At 50.8% G+C, this 17,211-nt stretch carries 15 protein-coding genes; 6 read left to right on the top strand and 9 right to left on the bottom strand.

The genetic code is table 11. The annotated features are described in order from the left end of the window. Positions 1-68 precede the first annotated feature (68 nt). Complete coding sequence (locus ACXAFI_RS09515) at positions 69-1,958, bottom strand: potassium transporter Kup (RefSeq protein WP_475108623.1); 1,890 nt, start codon at positions 1,956-1,958, stop codon at positions 69-71. A 452-nt stretch (positions 1,959-2,410) separates the two neighbouring features. Between ACXAFI_RS09515 and ACXAFI_RS09510 the strand changes: the two genes are divergently transcribed. Further along, entirely contained in the window at positions 2,411-4,051 is a 1,641-nt protein-coding gene (locus tag ACXAFI_RS09510) for an acetolactate synthase large subunit (RefSeq protein WP_444922034.1), read from the top strand. A gap of 135 nt (positions 4,052-4,186) precedes the next feature. Here ACXAFI_RS09510 and ACXAFI_RS09505 read toward each other — a convergent pair whose 3' ends face one another. Beyond that, the gene (locus tag ACXAFI_RS09505; RefSeq protein WP_475108622.1) at positions 4,187-5,431 is read right to left on the bottom strand and encodes an MFS transporter; all 1,245 of its coding nucleotides are present in this window, start codon (positions 5,429-5,431) and stop codon (positions 4,187-4,189) included. Between the two features lie 203 nt (positions 5,432-5,634). After that, complete coding sequence (locus tag ACXAFI_RS09500; protein ID WP_152453502.1) at positions 5,635-5,886, bottom strand: hypothetical protein; 252 nt, start codon at positions 5,884-5,886, stop codon at positions 5,635-5,637. A gap of 176 nt (positions 5,887-6,062) precedes the next feature. Between ACXAFI_RS09500 and norR the strand changes: the two genes are divergently transcribed. Then, positions 6,063-7,634 (top strand): nitric oxide reductase transcriptional regulator NorR, encoded by a 1,572-nt coding sequence (gene norR, locus ACXAFI_RS09495; protein WP_475108621.1) that lies wholly within the window; start codon positions 6,063-6,065, stop codon positions 7,632-7,634. Positions 7,635-7,901: 267 nt separating this feature from the next. Here the strand turns inward: norR and ACXAFI_RS09490 are convergent, their stop codons facing one another. Both ACXAFI_RS09490 and ACXAFI_RS09485 read right to left on the bottom strand, forming a co-directional pair. After that, positions 7,902-8,216, bottom strand: a complete 315-nt coding sequence (locus tag ACXAFI_RS09490; protein ID WP_475109808.1) for a cupin domain-containing protein — start codon at positions 8,214-8,216, stop codon at positions 7,902-7,904. Beyond that, complete coding sequence (locus ACXAFI_RS09485; protein ID WP_475108620.1) at positions 8,217-8,339, bottom strand: hypothetical protein; 123 nt, start codon at positions 8,337-8,339, stop codon at positions 8,217-8,219. Between the two features lie 163 nt (positions 8,340-8,502). Between ACXAFI_RS09485 and ACXAFI_RS09480 the strand changes: the two genes are divergently transcribed. Further along, positions 8,503-9,426: a LysR family transcriptional regulator gene (locus tag ACXAFI_RS09480; protein ID WP_475108619.1), complete on the top strand. Its 924-nt coding sequence runs from the start codon at positions 8,503-8,505 to the stop codon at positions 9,424-9,426. Positions 9,427-9,526: 100 nt separating this feature from the next. Here ACXAFI_RS09480 and ACXAFI_RS09475 read toward each other — a convergent pair whose 3' ends face one another. Further along, positions 9,527-11,704, bottom strand: coding sequence for a heavy metal translocating P-type ATPase (locus ACXAFI_RS09475; protein ID WP_475108618.1), 2,178 nt, complete (start codon positions 11,702-11,704; stop codon positions 9,527-9,529). Positions 11,705-11,782: 78 nt separating this feature from the next. On the opposite strand from ACXAFI_RS09475, the gene cadR reads away from it, so the two are divergent. The 3 genes from cadR (at position 11,783) to ACXAFI_RS09460 (ending at position 13,605) form a co-directional block, all read left to right on the top strand. Continuing rightward, positions 11,783-12,196: a Cd(II)/Pb(II)-responsive transcriptional regulator gene (cadR, locus tag ACXAFI_RS09470; RefSeq protein ID WP_475108617.1), complete on the top strand. Its 414-nt coding sequence runs from the start codon at positions 11,783-11,785 to the stop codon at positions 12,194-12,196. Between the two features lie 39 nt (positions 12,197-12,235). Beyond that, entirely contained in the window at positions 12,236-13,090 is an 855-nt protein-coding gene (locus tag ACXAFI_RS09465) for a metallophosphoesterase (RefSeq protein ID WP_475108616.1), read from the top strand. A gap of 104 nt (positions 13,091-13,194) precedes the next feature. Continuing rightward, positions 13,195-13,605, top strand: coding sequence for an acyl-CoA thioesterase (locus ACXAFI_RS09460; RefSeq protein ID WP_475108615.1), 411 nt, complete (start codon positions 13,195-13,197; stop codon positions 13,603-13,605). A 37-nt stretch (positions 13,606-13,642) separates the two neighbouring features. On the opposite strand, the gene ACXAFI_RS09455 is transcribed toward ACXAFI_RS09460, so the two are convergent. From ACXAFI_RS09455 to ACXAFI_RS09445, 3 genes are read right to left on the bottom strand one after another with little or no spacing between them, the layout of a single operon-like run. Continuing rightward, a complete protein-coding gene (locus ACXAFI_RS09455) occupies positions 13,643-14,668 on the bottom strand; it encodes an HlyD family secretion protein (RefSeq protein WP_475108614.1) in 1,026 nt (341 codons plus the stop codon). A gap of 5 nt (positions 14,669-14,673) precedes the next feature. Then, positions 14,674-15,939: a glycosyltransferase family 2 protein gene (locus ACXAFI_RS09450; RefSeq protein WP_475108613.1), complete on the bottom strand. Its 1,266-nt coding sequence runs from the start codon at positions 15,937-15,939 to the stop codon at positions 14,674-14,676. Beyond that, positions 15,939-17,168: a TackOD1 domain-containing metal-binding protein gene (locus ACXAFI_RS09445; RefSeq protein ID WP_475108612.1), complete on the bottom strand. Its 1,230-nt coding sequence runs from the start codon at positions 17,166-17,168 to the stop codon at positions 15,939-15,941. The genes ACXAFI_RS09450 and ACXAFI_RS09445 overlap by 1 nt, the downstream gene beginning before the upstream one ends. Between the last annotated feature and the right edge of the window lie 43 nt (positions 17,169-17,211).

The following is a 17,211-nucleotide window of genomic DNA, read 5'->3' as shown; positions in this document are numbered from 1 at the left end:
AATTTGAAGGCTGCAACAGAGCAAGGTGAGAAGTGGCGCTGATCGGTGCCACCTTTTAATCGCTGAACCTAAATTCTAATTTTTTCGCCCATGACAATTACCCGGCTTGCAGGAATCCGGTAATACTCCACGGCACTACTAGCATTGCGAAACATGGCAGCAAAGAGTCGCTCTCGCCAGAGGAACATGTGACTGTCTTCTTGTTTGGTAGGAATGATGGTCTGCCGGGTTAAAAAATATGAGGCCTTATTCGGCTCGATATCCAACTCTTTTTTTGAACGTAGTCGTTTAAGAACCTTCCAGATATCCGGTTGCTCTATATAGCCATAACGTAGGAGCAAGTAAAAACTGTTTTCTCCAACTTCGCTGAGAATGTACCGGTTACCGGGCATCACCCGTGGAGTATTTACAAAAGATACGGTAATAAACAGTAACTTTTCGTGCAAAACTTTATTGTGCTTCAGGTTATAGATCAGGGCGTGAGGGGCATATAGTTGTCTGGAGATAAGAAACACTGCGGTTCCAGGCACCCGTATTGGTTTTTTCTTTAATAGAGCCGCCAAATAGGGTTCCAGCTTAAACTCCTGCCGCTGAAGATGTTGCGCCAATACTTCCTTGCCATCCCTCCAGGTGAACATGGAAATACACGCTATTGCGCCCAGGCCCAGTGGGAACCAGCCCCCATGGCTGATTTTAAGCAGGCTGGAAGAGAAGAATGACAGATCGATACAGATAAAAAAGGTTGCAACGGAGATGCACAACAGTAGGTGATATTTCATTTGAATGCGGTAAACAACCGCGGCTAGGCATGTACTTATGAACATGGCGCCACTTACAGAAACGCCGTAGGCGCTGGCCAGGTTGGTCGAGGAGCTGAAACCCACCACTGCGCCAATAACTAACAGCATAAGCAGCCTGTTGACACCCGGCATGAAAATTTGCCCTTCCAGGTGCGCAGAGGTGTGCTTGAGGGCAAGGCGAGGCAGGAAGCCCAGTTGCATGGCCTGTTTGGCCATAGAAAAACTACCGGTAATACAGGCCTGGGAGGCAATGACCGTAGCGGCGGTGGCGAGCACAATCACCGGGTAAAGTCCCCAGCTGGGAAACATGCGGTAGAAGGGGTTGTCCACCGCATTCGGATCGCTCATTAACAGCGCCCCTTGCCCCATATAGTTCAGAAATAGAGCAGGAAATACCAATCCGAGCCAGGCCATCCTAATAGGAGAGCGACCGAAATGTCCCATATCGGTATAAAGCGCTTCGGCTCCGGTAAAAACCAGCAGAACGGCACCGAGTACCACAAAAGAGCTAAATCCGTGGGTAGTTAGGAATTTCAAGGCGTGCGCCGGGTTTATGGCCTGAAGAACCTGGGGGTTGCTGATGATGCTGGAAATTCCAGCCACCAGCAGGGTGAGGAACCACAGGGCGGTAACTGGCCCGAATAGGGCGCCAACAGTTGATGTGCCGTAACGTTGTACAAAAAAGAGACTGATTAATACGCCTATGGCAATTGGTACAACCAGGATTTTGTGTGTCTGGTTGCCCACCTCAAGCCCTTCAATGGCTGAAAGTACTGAGATTGCCGGGGTTAGCACGGCATCACCAAAGAACAGGGCAGCACCGCAGATGCCGGCCGTGACCACAAACCACTGCAGATATTTGCGTCCTTTTGAGGCCTCCATTGCCAGCGTCATCAGAGCCATGATGCCGCCTTCACCGCGATTATCCAAACGCATTACCAAGGTGACATATTTGATCGTCACTATCACGATCAGAGCCCAGAAGATTGCAGATATCCCGCCCAGGATATTGGCTTCGGTCAATGGGATACCGTATCTCGAGTGAAAGATCAGCTTAACCGCGTAAAGAGGACTGGTACCGATATCCCCAAAAACCACCCCAAGCGCGGCGAGCGATAGAAACCACTTTCCCTTGCTGCCCCTCTCTTTGCTCTTCATAAAGGCGCTATTTGCAAAGCCCGGGAAACCTAACTTTTGTGCGGTGGTTGCAGGTCAGCGGCTTGCTGGAGCGGGCTCCCATCAAGGTGAAAAGAGTCGCAGGTGTCAACATGAAGTCATTGAATTGACTCGTGAGATTCATGGAGAGGGCCTTTCTAGATGGTGTTCACCACTCAAAGATATTAGCAAGCAGTGCGAATGGAGGAATTCTGACTTCCAGAGTAACTTCTGTGGTTGGTATGTTGGGAAAAGTGGAGCTTTAGGGCACCAAAGACGTCATCCTGTGCTAAAACTCAGAGGGGTTTTACATCTGTATGTTCAAAATCATGTCACTGCCGGTAAGAGTGGCGAAAGGTGGGGGTAGGTTCGGGCCTCTGGGAGGGTAAAGAGAGGCACAGGACATTCCATATTTGCCTAACTCTTGAGAGCTTACAACGACGAGAGACGCTCCTATGAAAGCATCCGATTTATTTGTGCGCGCCCTGGAAGCCGAGGGGGTTGAATATGTTTTTGGTATTCCCGGCGAGGAAAACCTCGACATGTTGGAATCTCTGCGGGGCTCCAAAATACAATTGATCCTTACTCGCCACGAGCAAGCCGCAGGCTTTATGGCCGCCACTTATGGTCGCCTCACCGGCAAGTCCGGTGTCTGTTTGTCGACCTTGGGTCCAGGCGCCACCAATCTCGTCACCGCAGCGGCTTATGCCCAGCTTGGTGGGATGCCCATGGTATTGATCACCGGCCAAAAGCCCATCAAGAGTTCGAAGCAAGGGCAATTCCAGATTATTGATATCGTGGACATGATGCGCCCCCTCACCAAGTTCACCAAAACCCTCGTCGGTGGGGATTATGTGCCGGCACATGTGCGTGAAGCCTTTCGACGCTCCGAGGAAGAGCGACCCGGTGCCGCACACCTGGAGTTTCCTGAGGATATTGCCCGCGAGCACTCCTCTATGCCGGTGCTCGAAATCAGTTATTCCCGCCGTCCCATTGCCGAAGAGAAAGCCATTCGCAAGGCGGCAGAGGCTATTACCGCCTCACGCAAGCCTTTATTGCTGATAGGCGCCGGCGCAAATAGAAAGCTGACCTCGAAGATGCTGAGGAAGTTCGTCGAGAAACTGGGGATTCCCGCGATCACCACGCAGATGGGCAAAGGGGTGATCGATGAGTCCGGGCCACATTTTATAGGTAACACGGCCTTATCCGATGAGGACTTTATTCACCGCGCAATCGGGCAGGCGGACCTGATTATCAATGTGGGCCACGATGTGGTGGAGAAACCGCCGTTCTTCATGCGCCCTGGCGGGCCCGAAGTCGTACACATCAACTTTAATGCGGCCCAGGTGGACCCGGTTTATTTCCCGCAGATAGAAGTGATTGGGGATATTGCGAACAGCTTATGGCAGCTGCAGGAGAGCCTTGAGCCCCAGGAGCATTGGAGCTTTAGCGATGCCCATCGCATACGTTCGGCGCTGCTGAAGCAAATAGAGGAGGGGGCGAGTGTGGATACCTTCCCCATACGGCCCCAGCGTTTAGTAAAGGATGTTCGTGAGGTGATGCCAGAGAAGGGCGTGATTGCCCTGGATAATGGCATGTTCAAGATCTGGTTTGCTCGCAATTATCCAGCCTATTACCCGAATACTGTGCTTTTAGATAACGCCCTGGCCACCATGGGGGCCGGCCTACCATCGGCTATGGCGGCCAAGCTGGTCTGCCCCGATCGCAGGGTGCTGGCGATCTGTGGAGACGGTGGTTTTATGATGAATTCACAGGAAATAGAAACCGCTGTACGCCTGAAGTTGGACCTGATTGTGTTGATTCTTCGCGATGATGCCTATGGCATGATCAAGTGGAAGCAATCCATGATGGAGCTAAAAAACTTTGGGCTCGATTTTGGCAATCCTGATTTTGTCGCCTATGCGAAATCTTATGGTGCTGAGGGTCATCGCATAGAGGCGACAGATGAATTGAAGCCGATGATTGAGAAGTGCTGTAAGGAGGGAGGGGTGCACTTGATTGATGTCCCCATGGATTACAGCCATAACGATCGGATTCTGAATCATGAAATTAAGGATTTGGCGAGCAAGCTATAGGCTGAGGCCTTAGATTGAGATCTTAGATTGAGGTCTAAAGAAATAGCAATATCGCCGTAGCTTTCGTCACGATTCAAGAGTCGGCTACCTTAAGCTGCAGCGATATTGCAATAACATTTACAATGAGAACCTTTCTTACTTTTCAATAATTTTTTTCATCGCGCGACTACGCCAGCCGAGCCTAATCAGTATCAAAACAAAGACGGCAGCGATGGCAGTTATAAAGAATGGCAGCCGGATATTGATCTCCATGGCACCGCCGCCCAACAGCGAGATAAGAGTCGCTACTACAGTAAATCCGGCCGTGGCGATACCCATTACCCAGCCCTGTTCGCTCTCATCCACACTCTGGGCAAATAGATGTAGTAGTGCTGGATAAGCAAGCCCAAAGCATAAATAGGCGATAAACACACTCACATAGCACAGCCAAACCTGACTACTAAAGGCAAACACCAGAGCACAAGCGCCCATGATTAAAGCCGACACTTTAATGATCAGGGGCTTGCTCCAGCGGGATAACACGGGCTTCACCAGAAAAATACTGGATATACCCACGGCGATCCCCATAAACAGCATGGCCATGCTGGTTCCCAGTAGCCCGAGTTGAAAGCGGCTGTTCAAGTAGTTGGTGATAAAGATATAAAAACTGAGGTGTACCAGCATGAAGCTCAGGTAGGCTGGACATAGTCTGACAACCTGTGGTCGGTCTTTCAGGTGCACAAATTGCCTGAACAAGTCGAGGAAGCGTAATTGAACAGGTGCCGTAGGTTTCCGGCTATCGTGATAAAACGCCAAAATCAGGCCTAGGGTAACGGCAACCAACAACAGCGCGAAATAAAAAGGGAGTTGAATACTCGCGATGCTGCCCAGCAGCGCCTGGTCGGCTAATACGCCGGCGATAATTGGCCCGGCTACTGCCCCAGCACTCATTCCCGCCACCAGTAGCCCCAGATTTTTCGAGGCCTCCAGTTCGCTGCGGCTGGCATCAATCATTGCCGCCTGGGCGATGGGTTGATTGCCTGCGGTAAATCCACTCACTACGCGCCCCAAAATCAGCAACCACAGGCTACTGGTGAATAGCGCTACAACCGTGATGGTGTAGCCTGCCAGCGCACCAACCAGACAGAGCACCATTGCACTCTTACGTCCGATACTGTCGGATAGCTTCGCGACATATACAGACCCCAAAAACCAAGCCAGGAAAAAGCTACTGATAACGATGCCATAGAAAAGATGGCGTGTGGGTTGCGGGGTATCGCTTGGCAGAAAGTGAAACTTAGTCGACATGACCAGCTCACTGATGATGGGAAAAAGCAGCCCTTGTCCCATTAGGTCGACAAATACCACAGCCAGCAGGGCCAGGCGGCTCATCGCGGACATCAAATCTCCCCTGTGGGGTTGCTAATTGATAGCAGTGCCATAAATGTCGGCACTGGGAAGAAGATAGCACCGAAATAACGGCTTCACGGGAGTGGAATGAGATAGGGAGGGGGCAGTGGAAGCTGAAACTCTAAATTCGAAAATCTGTAAGGTCGCCCCCAAGGTGCTCAATGGCTCTGAGGGCGAGAAGCTACCGTGCCTGGTCAGCGGACTTCCTGGCACAGGTTATATTGCGCAACACAGCGGCTTACGTAACCAATCTTGATAAATGTTGCGCTGATAATCATAAAAATATGGCCCGCCACCTGGGCTGGGATCGAAAAATAATGCGAGAACGGATAACAGATAACGACGGTGAGCAGTAGCATAGGAGCTGAAAGTAACAGGGTGAGATTTCCGGCCTTGAGCAGAAGTTCGAAACGTCTGCGAATTTTCAGGGAGTACGTGTCCAGCATTGTCTTTGCCTCTATTACTGAATAACCTCAATAGTTACTAGGCAAAGGGTGTGCCAACCTGAAAAATCTATATAAAACAATAAGATAGGTTTTCTTTAATATAGGTTTGTGTCATTTTGACTGAATCTATTGCTGTGTCATAATGATCTAATGAGAACTTATTGACTGGGTAAGTTATGGTGGATATCAATTCTACTTTGCTGCTTGAGGTGGCGCTGGATCTCGCGAATAGCCTGAACAATAGCGATCGGTTTGAGCGATTGCTCTCCACCATCCGCAAGGCCATTAAGTGCGATGCGGTTGCCTTGCTGGGATTGAATGGTGAGGTGCTCACACCCCTGGCTGTGCAGGGCTTGGCCAGGCGCACATTGGGTCGGCGCTTCCTGGTTAGTGAGCATCCCCGCCTGGCTCAAATCTGTAACTCTGAAACACCTGTACGTTTTCCTTCCGATTGCAACCTGCCAGATCCCTTTGATGGTTTGCTGCTGGATAGGGAAGGGGACCTACCGGTGCACTCCTGCCTCGGTTTGCCGCTCTATTCCGATAATCACCTGGTGGGGCTGCTCACCTTGGATAGCATGGCATCCGATGCCTACAGCCTGATTAGTGATCGAACCCTCGAACTGATTGCGGCGCTGTCGGCGGCAACACTCAAAACCGCTTTGGAGCTTAAAGCGCTTTCTCTTTCTGCTGAGCATGCCGAGCAGCTAGTGAAAGAATTGACCCAGGAAGCTTTTCAGCGGGATGGTGGCGAACTGATCGGTGAGAGCAAGGTGATGAAAACCTTGCGCAGTGATATTGAGCTGGTCGCAGGGTCCGATTACAACGTGCTTATTCTTGGGGAAACGGGCGTAGGCAAGGAACTGGTTGCCCGCACGGTGCACAGGCTATCACCGCGCAGGGAAAAACCCTTGGTGTATCTCAACTGTGCCTCCCTGACAGAAACATTGGCAGAGGCTGAACTGTTCGGACATGCCAAAGGGGCTTTTACTGGCGCTGAACGGGAACGCCCCGGTAAGTTTCTGTTGGCGAATGGTGGGACTCTTTTTCTGGATGAAGTGGGTGAGCTGCCTTTATCTGTACAGGGCAAGCTACTGCGGGTACTGCAAAGTGGTGAGATCCAGCCTGTTGGTAAAGATGCGGTGCAGCATGTGGATGTGCGCATTGTTGCGGCAACTAATAGAGACTTGCTGAAGGAGATCGCAAAGGGGGCTTTCAGGGCCGATTTATATCACCGTCTCTCTGTGTATCCTCTGGAGGTCCCCGCGCTGTCGCAGAGGGAAAACGATGTTCTCTTGCTGGCGGATTACTTTTTAGAGCGATCCACAAGAAAACTGGGTTTTCGCCAGCTAAGGCTCACTGCGGACGCCTCCAACAAATTAAAACGCTACGGATGGCCGGGCAACGTGCGGGAGTTGGAGCATATCATCAGTCGCGCAGCACTCAAGGCCAGAAAAAACTCAACTCCCTCTGAAATTGTGTCACTAACCGCAGCGCATATAGAGATTCCAGAAGATATGGCGGTGCAGCCAGACTTTGAGAAACCCCTTGAGCCGACGCTCGAAGCAATAAACCTTAGAGCCGCAACCGAAGATTACCAACGAGATCTTATTAAGCATATCTTGATTCAGTGTGAAGGAAATTGGAGCAGGGCTGCCAAATTGCTTTCTACCGACCGGGGCAATCTGGTCCGTCTTTCAAAACGGCTGGGTATTTATGTTAAAAAAGAGATCGTCGGAGTAAAGTGATACTACGCCGCCCTAAAAAAAGGATGAGAAATATGTATGAACCAGGATAGAACCGGGTTATAGCCTGAAAAACTGAGTGCCAGCAGTTTTTTAATGAACAGGCTTTATACGCCCAATAACTTTCTGACTCCGCATTTGAGACCTAGTGGATTTGCATAAATACTACGGTCTTGAGTACAAAGACAAAAGTCATTCTCTTATTTTATATAAGAGATAAACTTCTGTTACTGCATATTGGGCGTTACTCGGCTTGGCAAGCAATTATATTTACTTGTCCACGATATGAATCCCGTATTGCTTAACGAAGCGCTCTTTGTCCGCTTGTGTCGGCGCATCGGATAAATTGGATACATCGTGCATAAAGGCCTCCGCTGGTCCTCCCGGTGCATTGATCACTACGAGTCGGCTGCCTGTCAGTGCTTTAAATCTGCGATGCACCTTGGGGCCGGCTATCACCAGGTCTCCGGCAGTAGCAATAAACTCGTCATCGTTGACACCGAACTCGACTTCACCTGAAACGATATAAAAAATCTCATCATCTATGTCGTGGTAGTGCCATGGCGCACCGTTGCCTTTCGGCAGTCAACTCTCAGACACTGTGACACGTCCTGCGGTGTCGGCAGCCGTGGCGAGAAACAGTGTTGTCTCACCGCCTTCAACCTTGAGGGATTGGGCGTTGGCAGGAGTAATATGCTTCGATCTCATCGTTCAGCTCCAAGGGTTCAGTTTGGTCGGGCCTGTTGATACTGGTGTTAACGGCTAGGGGCTCCAAAAAGTCCATAGCGTTTATCTTAGAGCGCAATATAATCAATACTTAAATTAAAATAATCATAGCTAAAGTAATAATAGAATTTACTTAAAGTACCGAATGGACAAATTGAGAAAGATGGCTCTGTTTTGCAGAGTGGTGGAACTGGGCAGTTTTGCTGCAGCTGCGGATGATCAAGGCATTAGCCCCGCAATTGTTGGGCGTCACGTGGCCGACTTGGAGAATCTACTTGGCTTGCGTTTGATCAATCGCACCACTAGGGCTATGGAAATTACCGAAGCCGGCCAGCTTTACTATCAGGGTTGTAAGGAAATGCTTGACCAGCTGGTCTCATTAGAGCAGGTCGTTTCCGGAGGTAGCGCTCAAACACCCAGTGGCATTATTCGCATTTCCGCACCGGAAGGTTTGGGCTCTCCTCACCTGTTGGAGCTTATTGAAAGCTTTCAAGCAAAGTATCCCGACGTTCTATTTGATCTTTCCCTGGATAACGACAGAACGGATTTTGTAAGTTCCAATGTTGATATCGCTATCCGAATGGCGATCTCTCTGGAAGATAGCTCTTTAATAATGCGAAAGCTTGCAGAAACCCCATTTGTCTTAGTCGCTGCCCCCACCTATCTAAGAGAACATGGAACCCCTAAAACACTGGCAGATTTGTCGGGACATGCTTGCCTGAGTTTTGGTGCAACCCGCTTGGGGAATAGCTGGCCGCTGGTAACAGCAAAGGGAATTCGTAAATTCAGCCAGCCTTGGAGGTTGGTGCTGAACCAAACGCACACCCATCGCGATGCTATTGCCCGTGGTATGGGAATAGGGTTGTTGCCTAGGATCATGGTAGAAAAACTAATTGGCCAAGGTAAACTGATCCCAATAGAGCTCGATGCAGAATTTCCAGTGCTGAGAATCTATGCGGTATACCCCAGTCGAAAATTTCAGCCTAATCGGGTTCGTTTGTTTTTAGATTACTTGCAGGAAATGTTTTGCCTGAAGGCTGCTGCCAGTAATGTAGTGGATAGAAAATAATTGAACCATGTGATGACACCCTGACATTGCAGGGTGCTTGGTAAAACAAATGTATCTGGCAAATGTAGATGGCCGAGTTAGCTCGAACTCAAAAATCCTATCACTTCCGCATCAATCGCAGCCCATTAAATACCACCAGCAGGCTCGTGCCCATATCCGCAAATACCGCCATCCACATAGAGGCTTCGCCGGCAAAGGCGAGTGCCAGGAAGATCACTTTGATGCCGAGGGCGAGGATGATGTTTTGCCAGAGAATATGTGCGGTAGTCCGGGAGAGGCGGATAAAGCTGGCGATCTTACCCAGGTTGTCATCCATCAGGGCAACATCGGCGGTTTCTATGGCGGCGTCGGTGCCGGTAGCGCCCATGGCGAAGCCGATATCGGCTCGCGCCAGGGCAGGGGCATCATTAATGCCATCGCCGACCATACCGACACGCCCGTGGCCCGCCAGGGCATCCACTTCGCGCAGTTTATCTTCGGGGAGCAGGTTACCCAGGGCCCGGTCTATGCCTACTTCCTGGGCGATGGCATCGGCAGTGTGCTGGTTGTCGCCGGTCAGCATTAGGGTTTTCACCCCCAGCTGGTGGAGTTCCTCAATGGCCTTGAGGCTGGATTCCTTTACGGTATCGGCCACGGCAAATAGGGCCAGAACGCCGTTCGTATCCACCAGCATCACCACAGTCTTACCCTGGTACTCCAGTTTGGAGAGCCGATCCTCGAGTTCAGCGTTGCAGACTTTTAACTCCTCCACCAGGCGATGATTGCCTAAGTAGTAGCCGGTGCCTTCGATTTCTCCGCGAATTCCCCGCCCGGCTAGGGCCTCAAAAGCCTCTACTTCTTGCAAGTTTCCCTCACTTAAATTGAGAAAGTCCGCCACAGCCTTGGAAACCGGGTGATCGGAGCGGTGGGCGAGGCTGGCGGCAAGCTGCTTGATTTGCCGCTCATCTGTACTGTCTATAAGGGCAAAATCGGTGACTTCCGGCGCACCATGGGTGATGGTGCCGGTCTTATCCAGGGCCAGCCAGCGCAGGCGGCGGCCCTCTTCGAGATAAGCTCCGCCCTTGATCAATGTGCCGTGTTTTGTAGCGGCGGCCAGGCCGCTGACAATGGTGACCGGGGTAGCTATGACCAGGGCACAGGGGCAGGCGATAACCAGTAATACCAGCGCGCGGTAAATCCATTCCATCCAGGCGCCGGAGAAAAACAGCGGCGGAATCAGCGCAGTGGCCAGGGCTACCACAAACACCAGGGGGGTATACCAGCGGGCGAATTGATCCACAAAGCGCTGGGTGGGGGCACGGCTGCCCTGGGCTTCCTCTACCGCGTGGATAATTCGGGCGAGCACTGCATCGTTGGCGGTGGCGGTCACCTTGTATTCCAGTGCGCCGGATTCATTAATGCTGCCGGCAAAGAGGCCATCTCCCGCTGTCTTGTCCACTGGCAGGCTTTCACCGGTAATTGGAGCTTGGTTTACTGCGGAGTTGCCTTTTACCACCTCGCCATCCAGTGCAATGCGTTCGCCGGGCCTGACCCTGACAGTGGCACCGAGGGAAACGGTTTTGGCATCCACTTCACGCCACTGGCCATCAGCTTCAAGCACTGTGGCAGTTTCAGGAGCCAGGTCCATCAATTCGCGAATGGCATTTCTGGCACGGTCCAGCGACTTGGCCTCAATCAGCTCGGCCAGGGTAAACAGCACCATCACCATGGCCGCCTCGGGCCAGTGTCCAATCAAAAGTGCGCCAGTGACCGCAATGGACATTAGCGCATTCATATTCAGGTTGCGGTTCTTGAGGGCAATCCAGCCTTTCTTGTAGGTGGATAATCCCCCGCCGGCAATGGCGCCAAGCGCAAGAAGCATTACCAGCCAGTTATTCCCTCCCTGCAACCAGAACACCAACTCAGCGGCGAGTGCCGCCAATCCCGCCGCACCCAGAATCCACCAATTGGCTTTTGCGGCTGGCGGTGCGCTTTCTGTATCTGATGGGGAGGCGATCCTGGCGTCCAGATCCAGCGGGGCGAGTATGTCCAAAATCTGCTGTTGCATACCCGGAGCGTGCCCCACCCGCAGGGTGCGTTGCACCAGGTTGAAGTCGAGGCTGTAGATCCCTTCCAGTGGGGTGAGTTTGGCGCGGATCAGGCTTTCCTCGGTGGGGCAGTCCATCTTGGTGATCGAGAAGAGAGAGCTTTCACTCTCCTTTCCTGCGCCACTATCGACGGGTTGTTGCTGGGGTTCATCGTTGGTGCCGCAGCCACAAGTGGAATCCTGTTTTCCCATGATTATCTCTCGAATAGCCCAATGAGTGAGCCAGCATTACAATCCCTCTAGTAACTATAGAGTCAAGGGGGCGCCAGCATGGAGTACCGGATAGGGGAGGCCGCCAAGCGGGCAGGCTGTAAGGTGGAAACGGTACGCTACTACGAACAGGTGGGCCTGCTGCCGCAACCGTCCAGGTCCGAGGGTAACTACCGCCTTTACTCCGAAGAGCACTTGGCGCAGTTGCGCTTTATTCGCCATTGCCGTTCACTCGATATGCCCCTTGAGGATATACGCAATCTGTTAAGACTACGGGAGCGGCCGAAGGAGCATTGTGGTGAAATCAATGCCCTGGTCGATGAGCATATTGAAAGGGTAAACAGCCAAATGGCATTGCTAGAACAGCTGCGCGAAAGTTTGTTGGCCCTGCGCAGCCAGTGTGCCGGCCCCGGTTATACCGACTCCTGTGAGATTGTGCGGGAGCTCTCTCACTGTGAATGTCACGATACATAAATCAACGCTTAAATAATCATCTGTACCGAGAATCTCTCATTGAGAAAGTTGTTAAGAAAGTCTCGCATCCTATTTCTTCTGATTCTAACGGTGGGTTTTATCCTCGCCGCTTGGGCATTTTTCGCCGAGCCCAGGAGTTTCCGAATCAATGAACAAACGCTACGCCTGGATACCTGGCCTGCCGCCTGTAGCGATTTAAGAATTGCGGTATTAGCGGATTTGCATGTTGGCTCCCCTTACAGAGGGATGGATAGCCTGCGTTCATTGGTTCGCAAAGTGAATGCCAGCCAGCCGGACCTGGTGCTGCTACCCGGAGATTTTGTGATTCAGGGTGTGCTCGGAGGCTCTTTTGTCACCCCTGAACGTGCTGCCGAGGTACTTGCCGGGCTTAAGGCGCCGTTGGGTGTCTTTGCCGTATTGGGCAATCACGACTGGTGGTTGGACCCCGGCCGGGTAGCGCGGGCATTTTCTGAGCAGGGAATCCCGGTGCTGGAAGATGCCTCCACCAAGATAGCCACAGAAGACTGTACTTTCCGCTTAGTCGGCATCAGTGATTTTTGGGAGGGGCCACACAATATCGACCAGGCAATGGCCGCTGTTGAAGAAAATGAACTGGTCATGGCCTTCACCCATAACCCCGATATTTTTCCCCAGATACCCCAATCTATTGCCTTGACGATTGCCGGCCACACCCACGGTGGGCAGGTATATCTGCCAATGATTGGCCGCCCGATCGTGCCTTCCCGCTACGGGCAGCGCTATGCGATAGGCCATATTGTCGAAGAGGGTAAACACCTGTATGTCAGCCCTGGGGTGGGCACCAGTATCCTGCCGGTAAGGTTTCTTGTGCCGCCGGAAGTGACCCTGCTAACGCTTATGAGTGCCGAGCAATAAATGCCTAAAGTGAGAGTGGTCGAAATGGTTACTTGCTTTGGCAGGATGCCGCAGGGCTGGCTGACATAGAATGCTGGCCGGGCTTTTGGTAGAGGGAAAATCTAATGATAACCGTCAGACGCAAGGTTTTGTTTGGAGACTGCGATCCAGCGGGCATTGTCTATACCCCCAGGTTTTCGAACTTTGCCCTGGAAGCCACGCATGATGCATTGTCGGATCTTTTTGGTGGCCCGGCTATCACCACTATGCAGCAGCGGGGATTTGTGACCCCGGTGCGGGCCTTTAATTTGGAGTTTCTCACTCCGGTTACCTGGGATCAGGAGTTAGAAATAAAAGTCAGCGTATCCAGGGTCGGCAACCAATCTTTTACTCTTGAGGTGGGAGCCTACCTCAATCCCGACCAGCTGGCTTTTACTGCGACGATTACCTATGTCACCTTATCGGTTGAAACTAAGGAAAAAATAAGCCTACCTGATTGGCTGAGAAATGCTCTTGGCGAATCTGCAGAGCGGTAAGTGCTTAATTAAAATGCTTTTCAATTTGTAAAGATCACTATTCCATAAAATTCTCTACAAAGATATCCTTCCAGTTTAATTCCAGGGTGACTGTCACTTTTTCAGACAAGGGAAATTTCTCCGGGTTTGAGAGTACAATTTTGGCGAGCTGGTTGCGCTCTTGGGGTTTGAAGGTATTCTGAAACTCTTCCGGTAGCTGATCGGAAATTGGCAGTAATTCAGAGATCACACCTTTGTCTTTGTAACGCCCACTCTTAAGGGTGACAACCATTCCCGGTCGGATAGCGAGCATATACCGGCGGGGCATATAGGCAAGAACATAGGGTTCTCCCCAATACACTTGCATTAATGGCTCCCCCTCCCTGTAGACATCCCCTACGGAGGGAACCATAGCCCCGACTATACCTGTTACCGGGCTGTGTACTTGGCCATCGTCATAGTGCTCTTTTAACCTCTTGTACGCTCTACCGGCTACCTCAATCGCTGCATCTACGGCTTTTCTTTTCTGGTCTAGCGTGGAACTCTCCACCTGAATCTTCACCAGTTCCTGGCCTGCTTCAAAATTATCCCTGAGAACCTCCTGGTAGGTAATTTTGCTGACAAAACCCTTGTCGGCTAGCTTATTGATTCGCGCTAGGATCTCCTCTATCTCTTGCTTGCGGTGTTCTGCTGGAACCAGAAGTTGCTTGGCGGTCTCGGAAAGCAGGGTAAACTCGGCAGAAATTTGTATCAGGTTGGCTTGGCGGCTGGAGAGATCTGCCAGACGCTCCAGTAATTGCATGGATTCTATTTTAAGGAGTAGTTGCCCCTCTTTAACCGCCTCGCCCTCATCGATTTCCACGGCGGTCACTTTTGTAATGTAACCCATCTCTACGGCCGCATAATCCCTAAGGACCAGCCCATCCCCTTTAAGGATAAACAAATCCCCAAACAAATAGCGGAGAATGCCCAGGGCAAATAATATCAATACCCCGATATAGATGCGCCGCCCTATGGCGCTGTGATGGGGGCGGACCTCACTGGCCATATTATCCGGGCGAATATGTTTTCGTATAGTTCTCATACAACTTACTCCCGAACACGATGCACTTTCGAAGGTGAATAGGTGTCGGTATAGGAGGTTTTAAATATCCACTCTTGAGTGTAAGAATAGAGTCGGACAATACGCATCAGGTTAACGTACAAAATACTGTACCCCAGCAGGTAGGGCCAAATGGGGGATGCCTTAAATTTTGGTGTGGAGAGAGCGCTTAGAGTGAAGGTAATAATATCCATTATTATAAGGATCATCTGGGCCGCTATTAAAATAAACCATCCGTTAGTTCCATAAGTAAAAAATAGCCAAGCCAGATAAATTGGTAGCACCAAGATGGCGATTACATTAAAGAGCAGGAACTCAAATTGGTGGAATAGCTCTTTGGGCTTTATACGGTGCTCAAGAGGATTGATAAAGTGGCTGTATTTTCTATAACGCAGGCGAATAGAGTCCCGCTCCCAGCGAAACCGCTGCCGAACCAGCGCTACCAGACTGGTGGGCACATCGGTATAACAAATAGAGTCAGCTGCAAACCCAATCTTCCAACCATAATGGCGTAGGCGCAATGTAATATCCAGGTCCTCACCTCCGCCGGAATCCCAGCCGCCAGCTTGGATTAAAGCTGTTTTTCTAAATGCACTGAAAGCCCCTGAGACACAAGTTACCTGTCCCAGCATGAACAGTGCATGCTTTCCAAGGCTGATACTAATACTATATTCAATGGCTTGAAATATTGTAATTAGGTTCACTCCCCAGTTGCGCACAAGGATACTGTTAGAAACTGCTCCTATTTTGGGGTCGTCAAATTGATATAAGACATTCCTGATCGCGTGATAATCAAAGGAGCAGTCGCAGTCCACATTTATGATGATATCTCCGCTGCAGAATCGTGCCCCTAGATTTACGGCAGAAGACTTCCCTCCGCGTAACTCTGTTGAATGTGCACCATGAATAAGCCTTTCTTTGAGCAATCGACGTAAAATATTTCTTGTTCCGTCTGTAGAGCCATCGCTCACTACTACAATTTCATTGGGAGGGTGGCTTTGCTCCCATAAGCTGCGCACACATTTCTCTATGGCATCTTCCTCGTTATGCCCGGCAATAATTACCGACACTTTCCCCAAGCTTTCTATATCTACCTCAAACCTCGGTTTTTTTCTGAAAAATGTTAAGGCGGTAAAAAATGAAAAAAGGTACCGGGGGATCTCGAAAATAACCAACACCCAGAGCATCAGAAACAGAGTTAAGTAACTCTGGGAGATCAGGTAGTAGTAGCCGTCTTGTATTTGCTCCCACATTAACTCAGATCCTCGGGACCGAAGACTTGCAGGATAGGTTCCACATCCAGGCGTAGAGAATTCGCCGCTTTCTGACCAGCCTCTTCACTAAAGGTGTACAGGTCTTTCTGGTTGATATGGCTCACCAGGATAAAATCTTCGAGCCTGCCTTTGGCTGCGGTAACCGGGTATTCCCCCTTCATGACTTTTTTTAAGGAGTGGCTTAGGCTCTGGAAAAACTGATTGCGACTATGAAAGAACTGGCGGTTTCCGTGTTCTTGCTCCACCAGATATTCATTTTCGTATTTGATGCAGAGCAGGGCGAACTCACTCTCTTCGTTTTTCCACTTCTTCAGTTCTTTGTTTAAGACCACTATCAGCTCGAAGGGAAGCCCAGCAAAAATGGGGCTCTGCTGGGTGAGCTCCAGAAAGGCATGGCCGGCGTGTAGGTAGTGAACCGCTTTTTCGGTGAGACTATATTTAAAGATATCCCCGGTTTTTACCGAGTCGCCATCAATATGGGTGTCACAGTTCAGGCATAAAAAGCCCACTTCTGTTTCTGAACTGGACTTGCCGCAGGAATTACAGATTAAAATGGTACCGGGTTTGTCGTAATCACTGCCGAAATGGCTCATTTCCATTCTGCACTTGGGGCAGATCAAATACTCCCCCTGGCGGAAGTCATCTTCCGGCCCCAAGTAGGCACACTTAAAGTGATGCAGGTAAAAGGATTCCCTTAAATTCGGTGATCGGCATTCCGGGCACTCTTCCCGCACATTAAATTGAGAGGCACTGCAGCCGTTACAAATATGCCGGCGGTCAAAAAAGCTACCGGCCAGTAATTCGGCCGTCATCATTTTTTCGCATTCGTGCAACACCGTTTCGGAATCTAACAGGGTGTTGAAAGACACTGTGGTGCGCGAGTCTGGCTGGTAATTTGGGGTCAAACTTACCCCAGAGACAAAAATACGGGCCAGGATTTTGTCGTCATCGTTCTGGGGGTTTTGAAAGTCCGGGTGCAGCTGGGAGCGGCGGAAGTTAAAAGAGTCGATCAGCTTGCCATATTCCACAGGGTCTGCCTTGAGGGTATTGGAGGCATCCAGATCCGCCCTGTTTCCCAGTGTGCCCGTTAAGTCAATCACCGGCAGCAGGTGCAGACCTATCTGGCTGTTCCAGAGCTTTTCAATACATTGCGGAGTCATGGGCTCCTCAACCACCAGGGCATCACACTTCTCAATGCCTGGATGCACCGTATTGAAGTCGCTGGGCCAGCGATAGTAGTTGTATGCATCG

The organism is Microbulbifer sp. ABH2_005 (assembly GCF_056160005.1).
Note: the sequence above shows the minus strand (reverse complement) of the source record. Positions and strands in the feature narration are given on the sequence as shown.